Below are 13567 nucleotides of genomic sequence, written 5' to 3' on the forward strand. Positions count from 1 at the left end.
GCCATCTCACCTAGCAAGCTAAGTGAATGCTGCCCCGCGACTTGCATGTGTTAAGCCTGTAGCTAGCGTTCATCCTGAGCCAGGATCAAACTCTCCATTGTAAAATATCATTTTAACCGCATATAAACGCGGCCGAATTGTCTTGTCCCAAGCCGGATGCTCCTTGATTTACACCTGTCTTAATCTAATCTCTAAAGAATAGAACGGTTCGTTTACCCAAGTACCTCATACTTCCCAATAAAATCGGAAAGACTCGGCACTCGCTTCTTGTACTACTTCTCTGTCTATGTAATCTTTTCAAAGAACTCTTTTGCTTCAGAAAGAACCAATAGAATAGGCTCAATCATTCTATACCTAAAACTCCAGTTTTGAGGTGAAAGCGTTTGCAAAGGTACAACAAATATCTTTATCACCAAAAGTTTCGGGCACTTTTTTCTCAAACAGGGACACAATTTAACATTTATAAAGAAAATCTTTCGTTTAAAGAGGCTGAAATCGTATTAAAGCAATATTATAGCTACAACAGGAATGAGCAAAAAAGGAACAAATATTCATATAATGGAAGATATATAATAAGGTATAACTACTCGTAAACCTCATCAATTTCCATCATGTTATCTTCTATTTCTTCTTTTTTGCACGGATTGAAGTCCTCTGGTACATCAAATGTAGCGGTAGGATTATATCCGAGCATGCCATCACGTAATACCCTCGTCATATAATATGCCCATACAGGCAAAGCCATTGTTGCACCTTGTCCCATCTGAGTAGAGTCAAAATGTATATCCCTATCCTCTCCTCCGACCCAGCATCCACTAACCAACTCCGGTGTGAAACCTATGAACCAGGCATCAGAATTACGGTTTGTTGTGCCAGTCTTTCCTCCGATTTCACCTTCGAAGCCGTACTTAAACCTCAGCCTCCTACCCGTTCCCTCATCAACGACAGCCATAAGTTCCACAATCATCTTGTATGCACTTTCGGAACTGATAACCTCGTTCATACGTGGTTGAAACTTAGATATGACGTTTCCTTCATTGTCTTCGATACGAGTAACGAAAACAGGTGCGCATCTAATACCATTATTGGCAAAAGCTGTATATGCGCTAACCATCTCAGCCACAGAAACGTCGCAAGGACCAAGACAAAGCGACATGGAAGGGTGTATATCAGGATTGTTAATTCCGAAACCATGGAGAAGCTCTACAAACTGGTTGGGATTAAGTTTACTCATAAGATAAGCCGAAATCCAGTTGTTTGACTGAGCTAATCCCCACTTCAGGGTTACCATCTGGCCATACCTGCTATGGCTGGAATTCCTTGGAGTCCAACGCTTACCAGCAACGATATACGTTTTCTGAACATTAGGTGCCAAGTCACATGGTGAAAAACCGTTCTCCATGGCGAGTGAATACAGGAAAGGCTTGATTGTAGAGCCGACCTGCCTTCTTCCCCCCATAACCATATCATATTGGAAATGAGAGAAATCAAGTCCTCCAACATACGCTTTCACATACCCCGTTCTTGGATCCATGCTTACGAAACCACTTCTAAGGAATGACTTGTAATACCTAATAGAATCATATGGAGTCATAATAGTATCAATGTCTCCATGGTATGCATATACGGTCATATCGACAGGCTTATGGAACGACGCAAGTATCTCTTCCTCGCTAAATCCTGCCTCTTTCATTGTGCGATACCTGTCGCTCTGAACCATAGCTTTCTTCATTATCTGATTAACCTCTTTCGAACTCAGCTGATCTGTAAACGGTGCATTAGGTTTCTTTTTGTTCTCTGCATTGAAGGCCGGTTGCAGATACCTTGCCACATGGGCGTAGACAGCCTCTTCAGCATATTTCTGCATACGCGAGTCTATGGTAGTGTATACCTTCAGACCATCTGTATATATATTGTATGGTTGTCCATTCTTCTTGCGATGTTTGTTACACCATCCATAGAGCGGATCAGTCTCCCAAGCTAAAGAATCAAGTACATACTGTTTCTTATTCCACTCAGGATATTCCCCTATCGCAGGCTTCTTGGCGGTCATATACCTTCTGAGGAATTCACGGAAATAGGCAGCTGTACCGTCCTTATGGTCGGTACGATGAAAGTTTAACACCAGAGAGTCGCTCTTAAAGTTATTAAACTCCGACGATGACAGATATCCGGATTTCTCCATTTGCGCAAGCACCACATTCCTTCTCTCTGTACATCTCTGATGATACCTTACAGGATTGAACAACGAGGGGTTTTTGCACAAACCGATAAGCGTTGCAGCCTCATTAACGGTAAGGTCTTTTGGCTCCTTATTAAAGTATGTATTAGCGGCAGTTTTTATCCCCACAGCACCATGCAGGAAATCGAAATAATTCAGATAAAGTGCGATAATCTCCTCTTTAGTGAAATATCTCTCAAGTTTTATCGCAATTACCCACTCTATCGGTTTCTGCAGTAATCTCTCAGCCGTTGTCCGTACTGGATGTGAGTAAAGTTGTTTTGCAAGCTGCTGAGTGATAGTGCTGCCGCCTCCCGCACTTGTCTGTCCGAGTATTCCTCTTTTAATAATCGCCCTTCCCAGAGCATAGAAATCGATTCCCGAATGCTCATAAAACCTTTCGTCTTCCGTTGCAACAAGAGCATGTACAAGATGTGGCGAGAGTTTGGAATATGGTACAGGTATTCGATTAGACTTATTTATATTCCATGTACCAATAACCTTCCCGTCAGTTGAATAAATCTGAGTTGCGAACCTGCTGATAGGGTTCTGCAAATCTTCCATGTCGGGCATGTAACCAATAGCTCCATTCCAAATAAGAGCAAATACCACTACAACCACCACTACAACCGTAGCTATGGCTGACCACAGGAAGATGATTAATTTCTTTCTCATTAGACGAATACTTTTTGATGGCAAAAATACAACTTTTTATTTGAAAACGCCAATACTTTGGAAAATAATATGTAACTTAGCGGCGATTTTAGGACCATCAACCACCACATAGTATGAAAAAACATAATTTTGTAACTATTGCTGATCTGTCCCGAGAAGAAATAATGTACCTCATCGAGATGGCACAAGAGTTCGAAAAGCATCCCAACCGTGAGCTTCTAAAGGGTAAAGTTGTAGCTACCCTTTTCTTTGAGCCTTCCACCCGCACACAGCTTAGTTTCCAAACAGCAGCCAACCGTCTTGGTGCACGCGTCATAGGTTTCTCGGACGCAAAGACATCAAGTACCACAAAGGGTGAAACTTTAAAGGATACTATCCTTATGGTGAGCAATTATGCAGACATCATAGCCATGCGCCACTACATAGAGGGTGCAGCACAGTATGCCAGCGAGATAGCTCCGATACCAATTGTAAACGCAGGAGACGGAGCGCACATGCACCCTTCACAATGTCTCCTCGACCTTTATTCTATTTACAAGACCCAGGGTACGTTGGACAACCTAAACATCTACCTTGTCGGCGACCTGAAATACGGACGCACAGTACACTCGCTCATTACTGCCATGCGTCATTTCAACCCCACATTCCACTTCGTAGCCCCCAAGGAACTTGCCATGCCGTCGGAATACAAGCTTTACTGCAAGGCACACAACATCAACTACCAGGAACATACAGCATTCAATGAGAAAGTAATCGCTGACGCAGACATCATCTACATGACGCGAGTACAGAAAGAGCGTTTCAGCGATCTGATGGAATACGAGCGCGTGAAGAACGTATACATCCTCAAGAACGACATGCTGTCCAACGTCAAGGACAACCTTCGCATTCTACATCCCCTTCCCAGAGTTAACGAGATAGCATACGATGTAGATGATAATCCACATGCTTACTACATTCAGCAGGCACAAAACGGACTCTATGCACGCGAGGCCATCTTCTGCTACTGTCTGGGCATAGACATAGATGCCGTTAGAAATGACACGACCATTATAGAATGACGCATCGTGGTTTATCGAAAGAGACATAAGAGTTTTAGCGAAAGAGACATCGACAATAATAGAAACAAGATATGGACAAGAAAGAACGTCTGGTTGCCGCTATTGAGAACGGCACCGTAATCGACCATATACCAGCAGACAAGACCTATCAGGTTGTCACCCTGCTCGGGCTGGACAAGTTAGATACCCCGGTAACCATTGGCAACAACTTCGCATCAAAGAAGGTCAAGAAGAAGGGCATCATAAAGGTGAGCGACAAGTTCTTCACCAACGAGGAGATTAGCCGCCTGTCGGTTGTAGCCCCCAAGGTGGTGCTCAACATTATCCGAGACTACGAGGTTGTTGAGAAGAAAACCGTCGAGACCCCTAATGAGCTTACGGGTATCGTCAGATGCAACAACCCCAAGTGCATCACAAATAACGAGCCAATGAACACCATCTTCAACTTCGTTGACAAAGAGCGCGGCATCATCAAGTGCCACTATTGCGACAAGGAGCAAGATATCAGCAAGGTTGAACTTTGCTGACATTATCCTTGGCTATGCGCATTTTTTTGCGTACCTTTGCATCCGTCAAGAGCACGACGGGTACTCACACCCTACCCTATCCTGTATCGCGGCAACCGCAAACATTTGTAACACTATAAACATTCTGCAAAAAAAATGAAAAGAGATCAAGAGATTTTCAATCTTATCGAGCAGGAGCACCAGCGTCAGCTCAAGGGCATGGAGCTTATTGCCTCAGAAAACTTTGTCAGCGACGAAGTGATGGCAGCCATGGGCAGCTACCTCACCAACAAGTACGCCGAGGGTCTTCCCGGCAAGCGCTACTATGGTGGATGCCAAGTAGTAGATAAGGTCGAGGACCTGGCACGTGAGAGAGTGAAAAAACTCTTCGGAGCAGAGTTTGCCAACGTGCAGCCCCACTCAGGTGCGCAGGCCAATGCAGCCGTTCTTCTTGCCGTGCTCAAGCCTGGCGATACCTTTATGGGACTGAACCTTGACCATGGCGGCCACCTTTCTCACGGCAGCCTTGTCAATACTTCCGGCATACTCTATAAACCAGTAGGCTACAACCTCAACCGAGAGACAGGGCGTGTAGACTACGACGAGATGGAGCGCCTAGCCTTAGAACACAAACCAAAGCTTATCATCGGTGGCGGTTCTGCATACAGCCGCGAATGGGATTACAAGCGCATGCGCGATATTGCCGACAAGGTTGGAGCCTTGCTGATGATAGACATGGCTCACCCAGCCGGTCTCATCGCAGCAGGAGTGCTCGACAACCCCGTTAAGTACGCACATATCGTAACCTCCACTACCCACAAGACCCTCCGTGGTCCTCGTGGTGGTATCATTCTTATGGGCAAGGACTTCGAGAATCCATGGGGTTTGACTACCAAGAAGGGCGAGGTAAAGATGATGAGTACCCTGCTCAACTCAGCCGTATTCCCAGGCACACAGGGTGGTCCTCTCGAGCATGTAATAGCCGCCAAGGCCGTAGGATTTGGTGAGAACCTGCTTCCCTCATGGAAGGAGTATGCCACACAAGTAAAGACCAATGCCGCTGTACTGGCCCAGCACCTTGTAGACCGTGGTTTCAGCATTGTCAGCGGTGGTACCGACAACCACTCAATGCTTGTAGACCTACGCAGCAAGTATCCAGACCTCACAGGTAAGGTTGCAGAGAACGCCCTCGTAGCTGCCGACATCACAGTTAACAAGAACATGGTACCGTTCGACAGCCGTAGCGCATTCCAAACAAGCGGTATTCGCCTTGGTACTGCAGCCATGACCACACGTGGCGCCAAGGAGGACATGATGGCCCTCATCGCAGAGCTTATCGAGGAAGTACTCAACTCACCAGAAGATGAGAAGGTTATAGCCCGCGTACGCGAGAAAGTTAACGCGACAATGAAGGATTATCCATTGTTCGCATATTAATAAAGACAGCAGCCTGACGGAGACCACAACATATTCATGTTATTCCGTCAGGCTGATTTCACTCAAACAATTGTACTTATTTGTTCTTGATAAAGAAGCTGTACATATACCTATTATTACTTATGCTGCCATGTTTCAGCGTGGAGGCAAATAATCCTATTGAGAACAGGATATCTTCTGCCAAGAAATCACTTCCCAAGGGAGCACGCATTGTTGTATCATATTCTGACACCAGACGACACAAGCTATATTTTACGGTCCGCGACCGCCTGTTCAGCTATGATGTAATAACAGGAAAGAAGTGTGACGAGACATTCGCTACAACAAAATACTCCAAGATCAAGGAGTGCTGGCTCAGTCCCGACAGCACATATATCTTCATGGCTGTTGACAACGGGCCGTTCTCATCCTTCTACCTTGACAACGGACAGACCCTTTGGCGTCTCGACACACGAACCAAACGTTCGAGACGTATCGGCGAGGGATTCGAAATAATTCACAAGAAAGGGTGTATCGTAATCCGTAAAGCCTCACGCTGCCTCAATCCCAAAGCACAACAGAGCCGCCAAAAGTGGATGGGGCAAGACCACTATTATGACTTAAATGGGAAAATCATCTGGGCAAAAGACGAATACAAGATTAAGTAATAGTTTGGCCCTAACTCTACCTCATACTCTCATCAACAAAGCACAAAGGCAGTAATTCTCTTACACTGTTAATTATATATACGCCATTCGTCCCATATAGAAGTATGCGGACTGGGCATTTGTATCGTTGCTCAACCTCAAGAATAACTTGTCGGCAAGCCCCACATGGCGAGACTGGCTCAGCAGTTAGTCCGGCTTCGTTGCGTGCTGCAATAGCCAACGTCGTTACAGCCTGGTCGGGATGTGTGGCTCCAGCGGCAAAAATAGCAGTACGCTCAGCACATAATCCTGAGGGGAAAGCTGCATTCTCCTGATTTGAGCCAATAACTATAGTACCATCAGTCAATCGTAAAGCAGCCCCCACGGCGAAATGGCTGTAAGGAGAATACGATGAAGCAGTAGCCTCGATAGCACGCTGGACAAGCAGGCGGTCTTCTTCACTCAGCTCTTCAGACTGGGCAAGTCTAATTGTGGTTTGCAGTTTGATTTCCTTCATGCGATATAGTTGAATTATGTCCTTGGGTATATGCCGTGCCAAAGACAAGGAACCATCTTTGGTTTCCAGGCACGCCCAAGGCGTTTGTTGTTAGTATTTCCTCTTTCTTCTTACTGCTGTTTTCTGTTCTTCAGCATCAGAGTTTGCCTTTATTGGGTACTCGTAAGCTCCTGCATCAGGGGTGTCATCACGAAGTGTTCCGTTACGGTCTGATGGAGCCGCCGACTCAGCATCAGCAAAGCCTACGGCCAAAGAAAGGCTGTCGAGCCTGAAGTCATAGTACAGGTTTTCCTCGTCGATATTCACGAAGTGACGCTTGCCTACGGCTGTCGTGTCGTCAGGAAGTTCGTACAGAATATTTGTAAACCTTATACTATCTGCCGTTGTCTCAACGGGAGTCCGCATAATGCAATGGTCAAAGGCGAAGGCGTAAGACATGGTTGAGTCTGGCACTACACGCATAACCACATCCTCAGCATAGCCTGTTATGATGCTATTAGTACAACGAAGTGTGTCAAGGCCGTCACCCTGCTCAAATCTAAGAGCCATGCCGCGACGTGAGTCGAAAGGATAGAACTGTGCCAGAGTGCAGTTGTTGACAAGTACTCGTCCACCCCCTACATACAGGCAATCATCCAAGGTGTTTGATATTACACAATTCTCCAACGTTACATTTGAATTGTCAGTATACATCCCGTATCCTTGACAGTTATGAATGGTAACGGCCGACAGTGTAATCTTATTCTTTGACACATCCGAAGAATCTATCAGGACTCCATTGAACGTACTATGTATATCGGTAAATTCCAATATGTTATCATAAGATGATGATGTAAAAGTTAAGCCCTGCCATTGTCCTGAAACCCTATCGTATGGCAGGTAGTCAAACATATTGTCAAGCCTGTCGCCACGTAGTATGACAGGGCTGTCCGGAGTACCTTTTGTCAATAGTCTGCCATACACTTTCATTCCTGCATCAGCATGGAAATATAGAGTCGTTCCTGCCTCTATGGTCAACGTAGCTGTACTATCAACAGTAATTCCTCCATACACCACATACGGCTTTCCAGGCCTAATAATAGAATCTTCTGAAACATACAGGTTTCTTAATGCAACGGCATCCCACGACCATGCCCTTAGGTTTACCTTCTGAACGACCCCACTTTCCAGAGTGAACAGTAGGTTGTCCTGAACCAGCTGTGGTTCCGTCTTTCCGTTGAGGGGTGATGTCAGCTCAACAAACACACGTATGCTGTCTTTGTTTCTGACTTCAATATCATTAGCTTGCCATCCCGCATTCTGGCCAAGAAAAGTGCCATTTACGTTCACCCTATATCCTGTCTGGTTGCCACGCTCGAGTCTCACGTTCGACAGCCTCAGGCTCTTGCCCGAGCGGTTGTACACCCAGAAAGTCTTAGTGGGCGTTGGGGTAGCCGAGAATGTTGTATCAAAACTTATAGTGTCGCTTCCCATTGTCAGAGACAGGGACGATGATGTAGAGAAATCATCATCGTCTGAGCACGATACAACAAGGAAGCATAAGCTCACCACCATCATCACAGCCATGGTCGAGTGTTTAACAGTTCGGGCCTGACTTCTCAAGTGCATAAACAGACTTTTGCCTGCTTGGCTATGATAAAAAAAATATTTTTTGTTATTAGTCATTATCTATCAAATATTAATCTCATACTACCTGTTGCGGTGTTCCATATACCATTGATGTAGGAAACTGTTGTATACAAACATGGCTATGACAGCCAGCGACAAGGCTGTTATACATATCGCATATGCATTACGTTCGAGAACCCCGTGACCCAGGGCGAGACCAGCAGCAAGTCCACTCTCCCACCCAAGAAGGAATGTGCTCTGACTCGTTCCTCTCTGACAATGTCGCGACAGTTTGATGAAAAACAGCAGAAAGCGTGTGCCTATAAGGGCTATGCCGAAGGCCAGCAAAACGGGTATCACAGCCTCAACGACAGCCAGACGGCTTGTCATTAGCATAATCACAGCTGCCGAAATGCAGATTAACCCCGTTACCACCTCGCTTTTGAGGTCTGCGTCAACAAAGACAAACTTCTCGGCAAGCAACGCAAGCACAAATCCCAAGAGCATGAATGCGTAGAAGCTGACTCCGATGCCAGTTGTAAATAGCGCACCTACCACGGCCGTCATCATAAACAGCACCAAGAACAGCGGCAATCCACGAACAAGGAAGAACCGGTCAGCCGACCACAGCCTGACATTGTCCTCTGGAGCCTTGAATGGGAAATGAGCCATCAGGATTAACAGGATTGCTGCCAGTCCCAGTCCACACGACAAGAGGATTGTAGGCCGGAAGCCCATAAGTTCATGGCAACACAGGCCTACCGCAGGTCCTATGGCCAAGGCCATTCGTCCAAACCATGTGGCACTATAATTAGCTTCCGTGCGCATGAATGACTCACATGAGTCAATCACCAACGTGCTCATAAGTATCATCTTCGACAGTCCGTACAACGCTCCTACAACAACAGCAACAACAATTGCCAAGGCAACCGTCACGTCATGCCCCACGGGCAGGTGTTCATTGAAATACAGCTGGCTAACGGCCAATACGAGCAGCGCTATTGTCCATAGGCATACCCTGTTCCTGCGATAGCGTTGCACGAGATAGGTGGTAAATCCGCCAAGCAAGTAGAGCCCGACCGCATACGAAACAAATGTCAGTCCAATCTCCATGGGCGTGATGCCGTGACATGCCGCAAGATGTGACGGAAGAACAGGCATGAGCATATATACCATCACGGTCAGCGACAGGTTTGCCAACGATAACAGCCAGAAATCGAGATGCCACAGCCGGACGTGTACTGGTGTGTTCTGTGTATCCATAATTATATATGAAGTCCCTTGTTGTGTGCAAAGTTACGAAATATTTGAGAAATGAGTATAATAAATGAAAAAAAACTCTCTGTACTAATGTTTACTAAACTAAGTTTTCGTAACTTTGCAGTCAAAATAAACTTATCATGACAGAACAGATTTACAAATACTTCGGAAATCTGACCGAACGGCAGAAGGAGCAGATTGAGCTTCTTGACAAGCTTTACCGCGACTGGAACTCAAAGATAAACGTTATCTCCCGAAAGGACATAGATAATCTTTATGAGCACCACGTGCTTCACTCTCTGGCCATAGCCAAGGAGACGAGCTTCACCCCTGGTACAGATGTCCTCGACTTCGGTACAGGTGGTGGTTTCCCAGGTATTCCTTTGGCCATACTCTTCCCTGAGGTGAATTTCACTCTCATCGACGGCACGGGTAAGAAGGTAATGGTGGCATCAGAGGTTGCCAAGGCTCTTCAGCTGACCAATGTTACGGCCTTGCATCGACGAGGAGAAGAGGAAAAGGGAAAATACGACTTCATTGTCAGCAGAGCCGTCATGCCCCTGCCTGACCTTGCCAAGATTGTACGCAAGAACATCTCCAAGACTCAACGCAACTCCCACCCCAACGGCATATTCTGTCTAAAGGGTGGTGACCTCACGCACGAGCTTGCCCCATTTGGCCGTCAGGCTATGTCTACTCCCATAACCAACTATTTCAAGGAGGAATGGTTCAAGGGTAAGTTCATCGCCTACGTGCAGATGTAAGCACCCAGCCGACTCCCAACACCAGACACCCCTGCCGTGACTACATAAACAAAAGAAACAAAGAGGATAAATATCTATGGAGATAACAAGATTTGCCTGCAACATGCTGCAGGAGAACTGCTACGTAGTAAGCGACGACACCAAGGAGTGTGTAATCATCGACTGCGGAGCTTTCTATCAGGAAGAGCGCAAAGCCATCGTTGATTACATCAGGAGCAACGGACTGAAACCCGTACACCTCCTGGCAACGCACGGGCATATTGACCACAACTTCGGCAACAACACCATATACGAGGAGTTCGGACTGAAGCCAGAGGTAGACGCCCACGACGAGAAGTTGATGGGAATGCTCGTCGATCAGTCCATAGCCATAGCCGGAGTGGTGCTTGGCTACGACATGCCACCCGTCGGCCACTACTTCCGGGACAAGGAGGAAATCACGTTCGGCAGCCATACACTAACTGTCATGGAGACTCCCGGACACTCTCAGGGAAGCGTGTTCTTCTATTGCAAGGAAGAGAACGTAGCCTTTACTGGTGACACCCTCTTCAAAGGCAGCATCGGCCGTACAGACTTTGAGGGAGGCTCAAGGTTCATGCTCATACAGAGCCTCAGAACTGTATGCCAGATGCCAGACAAGACACGCATCTTCCCGGGACATGGTCCAGAGAGCACCATCGGTTACGAGCTGGCACACAATCCCTATCTCGACAGATAAAAAAAACGACCATACTTGGAAGTCTACGAAGATGAAGTCCAAGTATACCAACAACGGAGCATGAACAACAAGGAGCGAATAATATTGGGCATCGACCCGGGAACCAACGTCATGGGCTATGGTGTCATCAAGGCTACGGGCAACAAGGCTGAGATGATAGCTATGGGAGTCATTGACCTGAGAAAGCTCAGCGACCCATACATCCGACTGGGTAGGATATTCGAGCGAGTGACAGGTGTCATAGACGAGTACCTGCCCGACGAGATGGCCATCGAGGCTCCCTTCTTCGGCAAGAACATACAGTCCATGCTGAAACTCGGAAGGGCACAAGGCGTAGCCATTGCCGCCGCCATACATCACTCCGTGCCCATACACGAGTATGCTCCAATGAAAATCAAGATGGCCATCACAGGCAACGGCTCGGCAAGCAAGGAGCAGGTAGCGGGAATGTTGCAGAGAATGCTCCATCTCGACGAGAAGGAGATGCCAAAGTTCATGGACGCTACAGATGCCTTGGCCGCCGCCTACTGTCACTTCATGCAGATGGGGCAGCCTGTTACCGACACACACTATAGCGGATGGAAAGACTTCGTCAACCGCAACAAGACGAGAATTACAAAACTCTGAGACATCACACACATCATCATGCAAAGGATAATAAGCATAGAGAAAGGCGTAACCCGAATGCCCGAATGGCGAATGGCCGAGCCGGTCGACTTTGAGACTCTCGACGGAGAGCATTTAGCTATCGTAGGCCCCAACGGCGCAGGCAAGTCAATGCTCGTAGACATCATAACAGGCAGGCACCCTCTGCTCATGCACGACCCGGAATACAACTTCGCACCGAGCACTAGGCCTCTGGTCAGCGACAACATAAAATATATAACTTTCCGCGATACCTACGGAGGCGACAACGACCGCACATATTACCTGCAACAGCGATGGAACCAGCAGGAGATAGACGCCGAGACTCCTACGGCAGGCAAGATACTTGAGGAAACCTTCGCCATGACAGGCGAGGATAACGGCCAACGACGGGCATGGCAGAAGCACATATACAAGTTGTTCCAGATGGAGCACTTCCTCGACAAGTACGTCATCATGCTGTCAAGCGGCGAGCTGCGGAAACTCAAGCTTGCCGAGACTCTCTTCGCCAGTCCCCGAGTGCTCGTTTTAGACAATCCGTTCATTGGTCTCGACAGCGATACGCGCCAGCAACTGCGCACCCTGCTCGACGAGCTTAGCCACGAGGCAGCACTACAGGTGATACTCGTAATGTCGAAACCCGATGACATACCAGACTTCATCACCCATATCGTTGAAGTCAAGGACATGAAGGTTGGCAGAAAGATGACACGTAACGACTACCTCGCCTCCCTACGTCCCGTCCCCGAAAGGATGCTTAGCGAGAGCAAGGAACAGGCAATCGTCAATCTGCCCGACAAAGATGGCGACTATGATGCTCACGAGGTTGTAAGGATGCACAACGTTAGCATTGTCTATGGGGAGAGAACCATTCTCAAGAACCTCAACTGGACCGTAGAGAATGGCGACCGATGGGCACTTGGAGGACAGAACGGAGCAGGAAAGTCAACGCTCCTCAGTCTGGTATGCGCCGACAACCCTCAAGCCTACGCCTGCGACATCACGCTCTTCGACCAGCAGCGCGGCTCAGGCGAGACCATATGGCAGATAAAGCGGCATATTGGATATGTGTCGCCAGAGATGCACCGCTCCTACCATCGTGACATGCCCTGCCTGCGCATAGTGGCAAGCGGACTAAAGGATACGGTGGGGCTCTATGTACGGCCAGACGACGGTGAGTACGACCAATGCCGTTTCTGGATGGACATCTTCGGCATTGGACATCTGGCCGACAGAAGTTTCATGAAAATATCCTCGGGCGAGCAGAGACTCGTTCTTCTGGCCAGGGCTTTCGTCAAAGATCCTCAACTGCTAATCCTCGATGAACCGCTCCACGGCCTCGACTCCACTAACAGCCAGCTGGTGAGGGAAGTTATAAACGCCTTTTGCCGACGCAGGAACAAGTCGCTCATCATGGTATCACACTATCAGGAAGAGCTGCCCACGTGTATCACTAAAAGCATTTACTTGCAAAGGAGTTAGAAGGAAGCTAAAAAAGGCTGTTGGTAAGAATATATGCAAAATCCATA

12 protein-coding genes are annotated in these 13567 nt (G+C 47.4%); 8 read left to right on the forward strand and 4 right to left on the reverse strand.

Annotated features, from left to right (window positions below; translation table 11 throughout):
- Positions 1–583: 583 nt before the first annotated feature.
- Positions 584–2896 (reverse strand): transglycosylase domain-containing protein, encoded by a 2313-nt coding sequence (locus CIL02_RS01710; RefSeq protein WP_094398758.1) that lies wholly within the window; start codon positions 2894–2896, stop codon positions 584–586.
- Between the two features lie 113 nt (positions 2897–3009).
- On the opposite strand from CIL02_RS01710, the gene pyrB reads away from it, so the two are divergent.
- The 4 genes from pyrB to CIL02_RS01730 all read left to right on the forward strand — a co-directional run bounded on the left by pyrB (position 3010) and on the right by CIL02_RS01730 (position 6547).
- Entirely contained in the window at positions 3010–3957 is a 948-nt protein-coding gene (pyrB, locus tag CIL02_RS01715; protein WP_094398759.1) for an aspartate carbamoyltransferase, read from the forward strand.
- Positions 3958–4028: 71 nt separating this feature from the next.
- On the forward strand, positions 4029–4484 hold the full coding sequence (locus CIL02_RS01720; protein ID WP_094398760.1) for an aspartate carbamoyltransferase regulatory subunit: 456 nt from the start codon (positions 4029–4031) through the stop codon (positions 4482–4484).
- A gap of 135 nt (positions 4485–4619) precedes the next feature.
- On the forward strand, positions 4620–5900 hold the full coding sequence (glyA, locus tag CIL02_RS01725) for a serine hydroxymethyltransferase (RefSeq protein ID WP_094398761.1): 1281 nt from the start codon (positions 4620–4622) through the stop codon (positions 5898–5900).
- A gap of 80 nt (positions 5901–5980) precedes the next feature.
- On the forward strand, positions 5981–6547 hold the full coding sequence (locus CIL02_RS01730; RefSeq protein ID WP_141210081.1) for a hypothetical protein: 567 nt from the start codon (positions 5981–5983) through the stop codon (positions 6545–6547).
- A gap of 16 nt (positions 6548–6563) precedes the next feature.
- Here CIL02_RS01730 and cdd read toward each other — a convergent pair whose 3' ends face one another.
- The 3 genes from cdd to CIL02_RS01745 form a co-directional block, all read right to left on the reverse strand.
- Positions 6564–7043 carry a cytidine deaminase gene (gene cdd / locus CIL02_RS01735; RefSeq protein ID WP_094398798.1) on the reverse strand — a complete coding sequence of 160 codons (480 nt, stop codon included), beginning with the start codon at positions 7041–7043 and terminating at the stop codon, positions 6564–6566.
- A gap of 90 nt (positions 7044–7133) precedes the next feature.
- Complete coding sequence (locus CIL02_RS01740) at positions 7134–8651, reverse strand: right-handed parallel beta-helix repeat-containing protein (RefSeq protein ID WP_240513492.1); 1518 nt, start codon at positions 8649–8651, stop codon at positions 7134–7136.
- An 81-nt stretch (positions 8652–8732) separates the two neighbouring features.
- Positions 8733–9914 carry an MFS transporter gene (locus tag CIL02_RS01745; protein ID WP_094398763.1) on the reverse strand — a complete coding sequence of 394 codons (1182 nt, stop codon included), beginning with the start codon at positions 9912–9914 and terminating at the stop codon, positions 8733–8735.
- Positions 9915–10051: 137 nt separating this feature from the next.
- On the opposite strand from CIL02_RS01745, the gene rsmG reads away from it, so the two are divergent.
- The 4 genes from rsmG (at position 10052) to CIL02_RS01765 (ending at position 13520) form a co-directional block, all read left to right on the forward strand.
- The gene (gene rsmG / locus CIL02_RS01750; RefSeq protein ID WP_094398764.1) at positions 10052–10675 is read left to right on the forward strand and encodes a 16S rRNA (guanine(527)-N(7))-methyltransferase RsmG; all 624 of its coding nucleotides are present in this window, start codon (positions 10052–10054) and stop codon (positions 10673–10675) included.
- Positions 10676–10751: 76 nt separating this feature from the next.
- Positions 10752–11393, forward strand: a complete 642-nt coding sequence (locus tag CIL02_RS01755; protein ID WP_240513493.1) for an MBL fold metallo-hydrolase — start codon at positions 10752–10754, stop codon at positions 11391–11393.
- 60 nt (positions 11394–11453) lie between these two features.
- Positions 11454–12020 carry a crossover junction endodeoxyribonuclease RuvC gene (ruvC, locus tag CIL02_RS01760; RefSeq protein ID WP_094398765.1) on the forward strand — a complete coding sequence of 189 codons (567 nt, stop codon included), beginning with the start codon at positions 11454–11456 and terminating at the stop codon, positions 12018–12020.
- Positions 12021–12038: 18 nt separating this feature from the next.
- Positions 12039–13520, forward strand: a complete 1482-nt coding sequence (locus CIL02_RS01765; protein WP_094398766.1) for an ATP-binding cassette domain-containing protein — start codon at positions 12039–12041, stop codon at positions 13518–13520.
- The last annotated feature ends 47 nt before the right edge of the window (positions 13521–13567 follow it).

Origin of the sequence: Prevotella sp. P3-122, assembly GCF_002251365.1 — a bacterium.
Taxonomy (GTDB): domain Bacteria; phylum Bacteroidota; class Bacteroidia; order Bacteroidales; family Bacteroidaceae; genus Prevotella.

What these genes read in the sequence shown, in the direction of transcription:
- CIL02_RS01745 (WP_094398763.1), bottom strand. Translation starts at nt 9,914, where the DNA reads ATGGATACACAGAACACACCAGTACACGTCCGGCTGTGGCATCTCGAT.
- CIL02_RS01755 (WP_240513493.1), top strand. Translation starts at nt 10,752, where the DNA reads ATGGAGATAACAAGATTTGCCTGCAACATGCTGCAGGAGAACTGCTAC.
- CIL02_RS01720 (WP_094398760.1), top strand. Translation starts at nt 4,029, where the DNA reads ATGGACAAGAAAGAACGTCTGGTTGCCGCTATTGAGAACGGCACCGTA.
- CIL02_RS01765 (WP_094398766.1), top strand. Translation starts at nt 12,039, where the DNA reads ATGCAAAGGATAATAAGCATAGAGAAAGGCGTAACCCGAATGCCCGAA.
- glyA (WP_094398761.1), top strand. Translation starts at nt 4,620, where the DNA reads ATGAAAAGAGATCAAGAGATTTTCAATCTTATCGAGCAGGAGCACCAG.
- pyrB (WP_094398759.1), top strand. Translation starts at nt 3,010, where the DNA reads ATGAAAAAACATAATTTTGTAACTATTGCTGATCTGTCCCGAGAAGAA.
- CIL02_RS01740 (WP_240513492.1), bottom strand. Translation starts at nt 8,651, where the DNA reads ATGCACTTGAGAAGTCAGGCCCGAACTGTTAAACACTCGACCATGGCT.
- rsmG (WP_094398764.1), top strand. Translation starts at nt 10,052, where the DNA reads ATGACAGAACAGATTTACAAATACTTCGGAAATCTGACCGAACGGCAG.
- cdd (WP_094398798.1), bottom strand. Translation starts at nt 7,043, where the DNA reads ATGAAGGAAATCAAACTGCAAACCACAATTAGACTTGCCCAGTCTGAA.
- CIL02_RS01710 (WP_094398758.1), bottom strand. Translation starts at nt 2,896, where the DNA reads ATGAGAAAGAAATTAATCATCTTCCTGTGGTCAGCCATAGCTACGGTT.
- ruvC (WP_094398765.1), top strand. Translation starts at nt 11,454, where the DNA reads ATGAACAACAAGGAGCGAATAATATTGGGCATCGACCCGGGAACCAAC.